Here is an 8894-nt window from a genome sequence, read left to right as displayed (position 1 = left end):
GCCTGGACCCGTACCCCGAGCGGCGGCGCACAAAGTGGTGCGGGTTCGGGCGCGGGAGCCTAGGCCCGGCAAGGGGCGCCGTTCCGTTGTGCCCACCCGTTCCGCCCCAGCGGAACGATTGCCCACAACGGGGTGGGCGGGTATCGCCCCGGCGGAACGATTGCCCACAACGGGGGGTGGGCACCGTCCCGGCGGGGTGACTGCCCACGACGGGGGCGGCTCAGGCCCCCCGCGTCACCCAGTGGCAGGCCACCGCCTGTTCCCCGCCGCCGCCCAGGACCGGCAGGTCCTCCCCGCGGCAGCGGTCCGCGACCGTGACCGCCTCGCCCGAGGCGAGGAGCTGGCAGCGGGCGTGGAAGCGGCAGCCGGACGGGATGCGGGACGGGTCCGGCGGCTCGCCGGTCAGGACCACCGGAGCGCCCTCCGACTCCGGGAGGACCGACAACAGAGCCCGCGTGTAAGGGTGCTGAGGGTTCGTCAGTACGGACTCCACCGTGCCGGTCTCCACCACCCGGCCCAGGTACATCACCGCCACCCGGTCCGCGATGTTCCACGCGAGGCCCAGGTCGTGCGTCACCACGAGCGCGGACAGGCCCAGTTCGTCGCGGAGCCGCAGCAGCAGCGCCAGGATCTCGCCCCGTACGGACGCGTCCAGGGACGCCACCGGCTCGTCGGCGACGATCAGTTCGGGCTCCAGGACGAGCGCGCCCGCGATGACCACGCGCTGCCGCTGCCCGCCGGACAGCTCGTGCGGGTAGCGGAGGAAGAAGCGTTCGGGGGGACGGAGTCCGGCCCGGGACAGGGCCTCGGCGACGGCCGCACGCTCGTCCCCCGCGTACCCGTGGATCCGCAGCCCCTCCGCCACCGCGTCGTACACGGTGTGCCGGGGGTTCAGCGAACCGCTCGGGTCCTGGAGGACCAGCTGCGCCCGCTTCCGGTAGGCCCTGAGCGCCCCGGAGGAGTACGCGAGCGGCTGCCCGTCGAAGGCGACCGCCCCCGACGTGGGCCGGACCAGGCCGAGCAGGGAGCGGGCCAGCGTCGTCTTGCCGCAGCCGGACTCGCCGACCAGGGCCACGATCTCCCCGGCGCCGATGTCCAGGTCCACGCCGTCCACCGCCCGCGCGGGCGGCGCGCCCCGCCGCCCCGGGAAGGTGACGTGCAGTCCACGCGCCGACAGGAGGCTCATGACGTGCTCCCCACGTGTACGCAGGCGGCCCGGCGCCCCGCGCCCGCCTCCCGCAGTTCCTGGTCGTGCTCCGCGCAGGCGTCCACCGCCACCGGGCAGCGCGGATGGAAGGTGCAGCCGCCGGGCAGGTCGGCCGGGTCCGGCGGGTCGCCGGGCAGGCCGCGCGGCGCCCGCCGGGACGCGAGGTCGCCGATGCGGGGGAACGCCGAGGACAGCGCCCGCCCGTACGGGTGCGCGGCCGCCTCGTACACCGCCCGCGCGGGCCCCTCCTCGACGACCCGGCCCGCGTACATCACGGCGAGCCGGTCGCAGGTGTCGGCGAGGACCGCCAGGTCGTGACTGATCATCAGGAGGCTGATGGACTGCTCGGCGACGAGCCGCTCGATCAGCCGCAGGATCTGCGCCTGGATCATCACGTCGAGCGCGGTCGTCGGCTCGTCGGCGACGATCAGCCGGGGGTCGCAGGCGAGCGCCATCGCGATCATCACGCGCTGCCGCTGGCCGCCGGACAGCTCGTGGGGGTAGGCGGCGGCCCGGGCCGCCGGCAGTCCGACGTGTTCGAGCAGTTCGCCGACCCGGGTGCGGGCCGCCGCCGGGGTCGCCCGGCCGTGCACGAGCAGCGGCTCGGCGATCTGGTCCCCGATCCGGTGCACCGCGTTCAGCGAGTGCATCGCGCCCTGGAAGACGATCGACGCGCCCGCCCAGCGCACGGCCCGCAGCCGCCCCCAGGACATGGCGAGGACGTCGTCGCCGTCGAGCAGGATCTCGCCCTCGATCCGCGCCGAGGCCGGAAGGAGCCGCAGCAGCGCGAGCGCGAGCGTGGACTTGCCGCAGCCCGACTCGCCGGCCACGCCCAGCTTGGTGCCCGGCTCCAGGGTCAGGTCGACCCCGCGCACGGCGGGCACGGCGGTCGTGCCGGAGCCGTACGTCACCCGCAGGCCCCGCACCTCCAGGAGGCTCATCGCCCCACCCCCAGCTTCGGGTTCAGCACGGATTCCACGGCCCGGCCGCACAGCGTGAACGCGAGCGCGACCAGGGCGATCGCGATCCCCGGCGGGGCCAGGTACCACCAGTGTCCGGAGGAGACGGCGCCGGCCTCGCGGGCGTCCTGGAGCATCCCGCCCCACGACACCACCGTCGGGTCGCCGAGGCCGAGGAAGGCGAGGGTCGCCTCGGTGAGGATGGCCGTCGAGATGCCGAGGGTGGTCTGCGCGAGGACCAGCGGCATCACGTTCGGCAGCACGTGCCGGGTCATGACGTGCCGGTGGCCGCCGCCGAGCGCGGTCGCCCGCTCGATGTACGGGCGGGACTCCACCGCGATCGTCTGCGCCCGCACCAGACGGGCGGTGGTGGGCCAGGAGGTCACGCCGATCGCCAGGACCACCGTCCACATCGACCGGGACATGACGGTGGCGAGGACGATCGCGAGCACCAGCGTCGGCATCACCAGGAACCAGTCGGTGATCCGCATGACGACGGTCGAGAACCAGCCGCCGTAGTGCCCGGCGACGATGCCCACCAGGGTCCCGATGGCGACCGAGAGGGCCGCCGCGAGCAGACCCACGAGCAGCGAGATCCGGGCGCCCCAGATCAGCAGCCCGAGCAGCGAGCGCCCGAACTGGTCGGTGCCGAGCGGGAACTCGGCGCTCGGCGGCTCCAGGGCCGTGCCCGGCGCCTCCGTGACCGACTGCACGTCAGAGCCGACGATCAGCGGGGCGGCGAGCGCGAGCAGGGCGATCAGGGCGAGGCCGAGGAGACCGTACAGCCCCGCGCGGTGGGTCCGGTACGACGTCCAGAAGCGCGCGACCGAACCCTTGCGGCGCTCCCATGTGAGAGAGGTCATCGGCCCACCCGGGGGTCGAGCAGCGGATAGAGCAGGTCGGCGAGCAGGTTCATCAGGATCATCGCTCCGGCGAAGACCACGAACAGGCCCTGCACGAGCGGCAGATCGGGCACGCTCAGCGCCTGGTAGAACAGGCCGCCGAGCCCGGGCCAGGAGAACACCGTCTCCACCAGGATCGAACCGGCCGCCACATGGCCCAGGTTGATGAAGATCATCGTCACGGTCGGCAGGAGCGCGTTCGGCACGGCGTGCCGGCGGCGCACGGCGTCGTCCCGCAGCCCCTTCGCCCGCGCCGTCGTCAGGTAGTCGCCGCCCATCTCGTCGAGGAGCGAGGAGCGCATCACGAGCAGGGTCTGCGCGTAGCCGACCGCGACGAGCGTGACCACGGGCAGGACCAGGTGGTGGGCGACGTCCAGGACGTACGCGAGACCGGTCTCGCCCGTGCCCGACTCCATGCCGCCGGTCGGGAAGAGGCCCGGGATCGGCCCCATGCCCACGGAGAAGACGATGATGAGGAGCAGTCCGAGCCAGAAGGAGGGCACCGACCACAGGGTCAGCGCGATCCCGGTGTTCAGCCTGTCGCCGAGGCCGCCGTGCCGCCAGGCCGAGCGGGTGCCCAGCCACAGGCCGAGCGCCGAGTAGATCACCACGGCGACCCCGGTGAGCAGCAGCGTCGCGGGGAGCTTCTCCGCGATGAGGTCCCCGACGGGGGCGCGGAACTGGAACGAGGTGCCGAGGTCGCCGCTCAGCGCCTTGGCGCAGTAGTCGGTGAACTGTTGCCACAGCGGCAGGTCGAGCCCGAACTGGCGCCGCAGTGTGGCGAGTTGCTCGGCCGAGGTGGGTACGCCGTGGGTCATCGCCTTCACCGGGTCACCGGGGATGATCCGGAAGAGGAAGAAGCTGGTGACCAGGACGGCGAAGAGCGAGACGAGCGCGCCGCCCAGCTTCCCCGCCGCGTGGCGGAGGTAGCCGAGGGAGGAACCGGTGCGGGGTGCGCCGTCCGTGGCGCGGGCCTTCTCGGCCCGCGCCACGTCGGCGGGGGTGCTTGCCGTCGTCACGTACTACTCGCGGTCGTCGGCGGTGGAGCGGCGGCGCAGACCGAGGAAGAGGCCGAGGCCGAGCACGACCACCACGGCCGCGCCGATGCCGATGACGACCCCGGCGGACGAGCCGCCGTCGGAGTCCTCGGCCCGGGCCGTGGGCACGGCCGACCACCAGCTCCAGTAGCCGTCCTGGCCCCACAGGTTCCCGGCGGCCTCGGGCATGGTCGTGATGGACCTGATCTGGTCCGTGCGGTACGCCTCCAGGGCGTTCGGGTAGGCCATGACGTTCATGTACCCCGTGTCGTACAGCCGGGACTGCATCCGCTTCACCAGATCCGCCCGCTTGGCGGCGTCGTACTCCACCGCCTGCTGCGCGTAGAGCCCGTCGAACTCCTTGTCGCAGATGAAGTTGTCGGTGGCGCCGGAGTCCTTCGGGGTCGCCGGGAGCGTGCCGCAGGTGTGGATGGACAGGACGTAGTCCGGGTCGGGGTTGACCGACCAGCCGTCGAAGGCGAGGTCGTAGTCGCCCTTGACCCAGGGGTCGGAGACGCTGTCCAGGCACTCGACCTTCAGGCCGATGCCGAGCTTGCCCCACCACTCCTGGAGGTACTTGCCGACCGCCTTGTCGTTCGGGTCGGTGGCGTGGCAGAGGATCCGGAAGTCCAGCGGCCTGCCGTCCTTGCCGACCCGCTTGCCGGCGGCGTTCTTCCGGTACCCGGCGGCGTCGAGGACCTGCTCGGCCCTGGCCGGGTCGTACGCCCGCTCCTGCGTGCCCTCCGGCTTCCAGAAGTACGAGCCGAAGCGCGGCGGGATGTACCCCTCGCCCTCGACGGCGTGGCCCTGGAAGACCTTGTCGACGAGGGTGGTGCGGTCGACGGCGAGGAAGAGCGCCTTGCGGACCTCGGGGTCGAGCAGCGCCTTGTGCCCGTTGCCGAAGGTCTTCCCGTCCTGGGCCTTCGCGCCGGGATTGGTGGCGAGGGCGTAGAAGCGGCGGCCGGGGGCGTCGTTGACCTTGATGTTCTTCTGGGTCTTCAGGGCGGCCGCCTGGGCGGGCGTCAGGTTCGGTACGAAGGAGACCTCGCCCTTCTGCAGGGCGGCGACGGCGGCGTCCCCGTCCTTGTAGTACTTGAAGACCAGCTCGTCGAACTTGGGGGCGCCCCGCCAGAACTTCTTGTTCGGCTTGAGCTTGATGTACTGGTCGACCTTGAAGTCCGTGATGACGAAGGGGCCGTTCCCGACGATCGGGAACTCCTTGTCGTTGTTGAACTTCGAGAAGTCGGTGACCTTCTCCCAGACGTGCTTCGGCACGATCGGCACGTCGAGGGCCGTCATCGTCGCCTGCGGCTTCTTCAGCCGGATGACGAGCGTCTCCGGGTCGGGTGCGGTGACCTGCGCGAAGTTCGCGGTGAAGCTGCCGTTGGCGGTGGCGGCGTTCGGGTCGGTCATCATCTTGTTGAAGGTCCAGGCCGCGTCCTCGGCGGTGGCCCGCTGCCCGTCCGACCAGGTCGAGTCCTTGCGGATCGTGTACGTCCACGTCAGCTTGTCGGGCGAGGGCTTCCAGGAGGTCGCCAGGCCCGGGATGGTGTGGGCGTCCTTCGGGTCGTAGTTCGTGAGGTACTCGTACGCCAGCCGGTGGATGCTGGTCGAGGTGAGCTTCTGGGCCAGGAACGGGCTCAGCGAGTCGATGCTCTGCGAGACGGCGACCGTGAGGGTGGTGCCGCCGGACTTCTCGTCCTCCGCCTGCGCGGGGCCGGGAACGACGACGAGGGAGCCGACGGCAAGACCGGCGGCGACACCGGTGGCGAGCAGCGGTCGGAGGGCTCTGCGGGCGGTGGCGGGGCGGGGTGGAACCTTCGTGACCATGACCATGGGACGTGACCTCGCGTCGGAGTTACTGTCGTGGATCTTGGGCTGACGATGGGTGAAGCGAAGGTGTATCAGCGGTGGTCTGCCGTCGTCAACGATCCCTCAAACCCCTTGTGGACTGCGGGAACGCCAAAAGGCTCCGTATCGGTGAGCCGATACGGAGCCTCATTGGTCTAAGCCTGTGACGCCCTACTGCTGAGGGGCTGGCGGCGCCTGCGGAGGCAGCGGCTGCCCCTGCTGGGGCTCGGTCTCCTCCTGCGGCCGAGGCTGCTGCTGCCAGTTCTGCGGGACGCCCGGCTGACCCGGCTGCGGCGGGTACGGCGCGCCGGCCTGAGGCCCGTACGGCTGACCGGGGACGGGCTGGCCGGGGGCGAACTGACCCGGCATCGGGCCGGGCGCCTGCCCGGGCATCTGCCCCGGCAGCGGCTGTCCCGGCTGCGGGTACCCCTGCGGCGGGTAGGGCTGGCCGGGCTGGGGCTGCGGCGGGTAGGGCTGACCGGGCTGCGGCGGCTGGGGCGCGTACGGCTGACCGGGGGCCGGCTGACCGGGCGCGAACTGACCGGGCACCGGCTGACCGGGCATCGGGCCGGGAGTCTGGCCGGGCACCTGACCCGGCATCGGCTGTCCCGGCATCGGCTGCCCGGGAGCCTGGCCCGGCGCGAACTGCCCCGGCATCGGCTGACCGGGCATCGGCTGACCGGGCATCGGCTGACCGGGCATGGGCTGACCCTGCCCGTACTGCTCCGGCATCGGCTGGCCCGGCATCGGCGGGGCCATGTGCGGGGGCATGGCGCCCTGGCCGTCCCCGGTCCACAGCCCCTGCGCCTGCTGCGCCCGTGTGAAGTCCTCGGCCACCATCGCCGAGAGGTGGAAGTACGCCTCCCGGGTCTTCGGCCGCATCATGTCGAGGTCCACCTCGGCGCCGGCCGCCAGGTGCTCGTCGAAGGGCACGACCACGACGCCGCGGCAGCGGGTCTGGAAGTGCTGCACGATGTCCTCGACCTTGATCATCTTGCCGGTCTCGCGGACACCCGAGATGACCGTGATGGAGCGCTGCACCAGGTCCGCGTAGCCGTGCGCGGAGAGCCAGTCCAGCGTGGTCGAGGCGCTGGAGGCGCCGTCCACGGAGGGCGTGGAGATGATGATCAGCTGATCGGCGAGGTCCAGGACCCCGCGCATGGCGCTGTACAGCAGACCCGTGCCCGAGTCGGTGAGGATGATCGGGTACTGCTTGCCGAGGACGTCGATCGCGCGCCGGTAGTCCTCGTCGTTGAAGGTCGTCGAGACGGCCGGGTCCACGTCGTTGGCGAGGATCTCCAGACCGGACGGCGCCTGCGAGGTGAACCGGCGGATGTCCATGTACGAGTTGAGGTACGGGATCGCCTGCACCAGGTCGCGGATGGTCGCCCCGGTCTCGCGCCGCACCCGGCGGCCCAGCGTGCCGGCGTCCGGGTTGGCGTCGATCGCCAGGATCTTGTCCTGCCGCTCGGTGGCGAGGGTCGCGCCGAGCGCGGTGGTCGTCGTGGTCTTGCCGACACCGCCCTTGAGCGAGATGACCGCGATCCGGTAGCAGGAGAGGACCGGCGTCCGGATCAGGTCCAGCTTCCGCTGCCGCTCCGCCTCCTCCTTCTTGCCGCCGAGCTTGAAGCGGTTGGCGGCCCCGGGGTTGCGGCTGGACTTGGGCTTCTGCTTGTTGTTGCGAAGGAGGCGGTCGGAGGAGAGCTCGACGGCCGCGTTGTACCCGAGCGGGGCGCCCGGCACGGACCGCTCCCGCTGGTCGTGCGTCACCGGCGAGGGCCAGGCGGCGCCGGTCCGCGGATCCACCGGCGGCTGACCGTCGTACGGCGGCTGCGAGGCCTGCGCCGCCTGCGGGGGTACGGCTCCGGGGTGCGGGTAGCCGTAGCCGCCCGGCGCCTGCGCCTGCGGCGGGACACCGCCGGGCACTCCGGGCTGCTGCGGGTAGCCGTAACCGGCCTGCTGCGGAGGCGTCCCGGGGTGCGGGAAGCCGTAACCGCCCTGCGGCGCCGGGGGCTGGGGGGTCTGCGGGGCCTGCGGGTAGCCGTAGGCGCCGGGCGCCTGGGGCTGGGCCTGCGGCGGTACGGGGCCGGGCGCACCGGGCGCGGGCGCCTCGGGGGCGGGCCAGGCGGCGGTGGGCGGCAGCGGGGCGGCCGGCGGTACCGGCTGGGCGCCGGGGGCGGGCTGCGCGGGCCACTGCTGCGCGGGCTCGGGGGCGGCCGGCTGGAAGGACGGGGGCAGCGGGGGCAATCCGGCCCCGGGCTGCGGCCCCCCGGCGGGGTACGGGGTGCCGGGGAAGGGCCCCGGAGCGCCGCCGGCGGCGTCGTACGGACCGGGAACGGGGCCGGGGCCGAAGCCCTGCGGCGCGTCGGCGACCGGCTGCGCGGCGGGGAGGGGGGTGGCGGCGGGAGCGGCGGAGGTCTCCGCCTCGGTGCCCGTCCCGGAGTCGGGCTCGGTCTCCGCGGCGGGTGCGGCGGGCTCGTCCTCCGCGCCCGCGGTGTCGTCGGCGGCTTCGGCCCCGGTCGCGTCAGTGGCGGCCTCGGCCTTCTCGGCGTCGTCCGAGCCGTCGGAACCGTCAGAGCCGTCCGCGTCGTTCGACTGGCCCGACTGGCCCGACTGGCCCGACTGGCCCGACTCACCCGACTCGCCCGGCTCGTCCGACGAGCTCGGCGCCTCGGCGTCGTCGGTGTCCGTCGTGCTGTCGGTGGCGACCCCGGCCGGTGCGGTGCCGGAGGCGGCGGACTCGCCGGGTGCGGCGGGGGAGTCCTGGACGGTGTCCACCGGAGCGACGGGTTCGTCGGTCCCCTCGCCCGCGGCGGACTCCGCCGCTTCGTCGGCGGCGGCGGGCCAGTCCCGCAGTTCCGCCGCAGGCGGCTGCTTCCCCCCGTCGAGCCAGATGAGCGAGGCCGCCTCGACGGCGGCGATCCACGTCCGGACGAGC

Annotated in this window: 6 protein-coding genes; all 6 read right to left on the bottom strand. The window is 73.2% G+C overall.

Annotated elements, in window-relative coordinates; all coding sequences use genetic code 11:
- Positions 1 to 220 precede the first annotated feature (220 nt).
- Positions 221 to 1186: an ABC transporter ATP-binding protein gene (locus ABZ318_RS37755; RefSeq protein ID WP_356906947.1), complete on the bottom strand. Its 966-nt coding sequence runs from the start codon at positions 1184 to 1186 to the stop codon at positions 221 to 223.
- On the bottom strand, positions 1183 to 2148 hold the full coding sequence (locus tag ABZ318_RS37750) for an ABC transporter ATP-binding protein (protein WP_356906946.1): 966 nt from the start codon (positions 2146 to 2148) through the stop codon (positions 1183 to 1185). The genes ABZ318_RS37755 and ABZ318_RS37750 overlap by 4 nt, the downstream gene beginning before the upstream one ends.
- Entirely contained in the window at positions 2145 to 3029 is an 885-nt protein-coding gene (locus ABZ318_RS37745) for an ABC transporter permease (protein WP_356906945.1), read from the bottom strand. Before ABZ318_RS37745 ends, ABZ318_RS37750 begins: the two co-directional genes overlap by 4 nt.
- The gene (locus ABZ318_RS37740; RefSeq protein ID WP_356906944.1) at positions 3026 to 4087 is read right to left on the bottom strand and encodes an ABC transporter permease; all 1062 of its coding nucleotides are present in this window, start codon (positions 4085 to 4087) and stop codon (positions 3026 to 3028) included. Before ABZ318_RS37740 ends, ABZ318_RS37745 begins: the two co-directional genes overlap by 4 nt.
- Before the next feature lie 3 nt (positions 4088 to 4090).
- The gene (locus ABZ318_RS37735) at positions 4091 to 5935 is read right to left on the bottom strand and encodes an ABC transporter substrate-binding protein (RefSeq protein ID WP_356906948.1); all 1845 of its coding nucleotides are present in this window, start codon (positions 5933 to 5935) and stop codon (positions 4091 to 4093) included.
- 192 nt (positions 5936 to 6127) lie between these two features.
- Positions 6128 to 8894 (bottom strand): AAA family ATPase (locus tag ABZ318_RS37730; protein WP_356906943.1); only part of this gene is annotated, 2767 nt, incomplete at its 5' end.

Source organism: Streptomyces sp. NPDC006197 (assembly GCF_040613865.1).
Taxonomy (GTDB): Bacteria; Actinomycetota; Actinomycetes; order Streptomycetales; family Streptomycetaceae; genus Streptomyces.
This window is presented reverse-complemented; position numbering and strand designations above follow the sequence as displayed.

Coding starts and splice junctions, on each gene's coding strand:
- ABZ318_RS37755 (WP_356906947.1), bottom strand. CDS start 1,186: ATGAGCCTCCTGTCGGCGCGTGGACTGCACGTCACCTTCCCGGGGCGG.
- ABZ318_RS37735 (WP_356906948.1), bottom strand. CDS start 5,935: ATGGTCACGAAGGTTCCACCCCGCCCCGCCACCGCCCGCAGAGCCCTC.
- ABZ318_RS37745 (WP_356906945.1), bottom strand. CDS start 3,029: ATGACCTCTCTCACATGGGAGCGCCGCAAGGGTTCGGTCGCGCGCTTC.
- ABZ318_RS37750 (WP_356906946.1), bottom strand. CDS start 2,148: ATGAGCCTCCTGGAGGTGCGGGGCCTGCGGGTGACGTACGGCTCCGGC.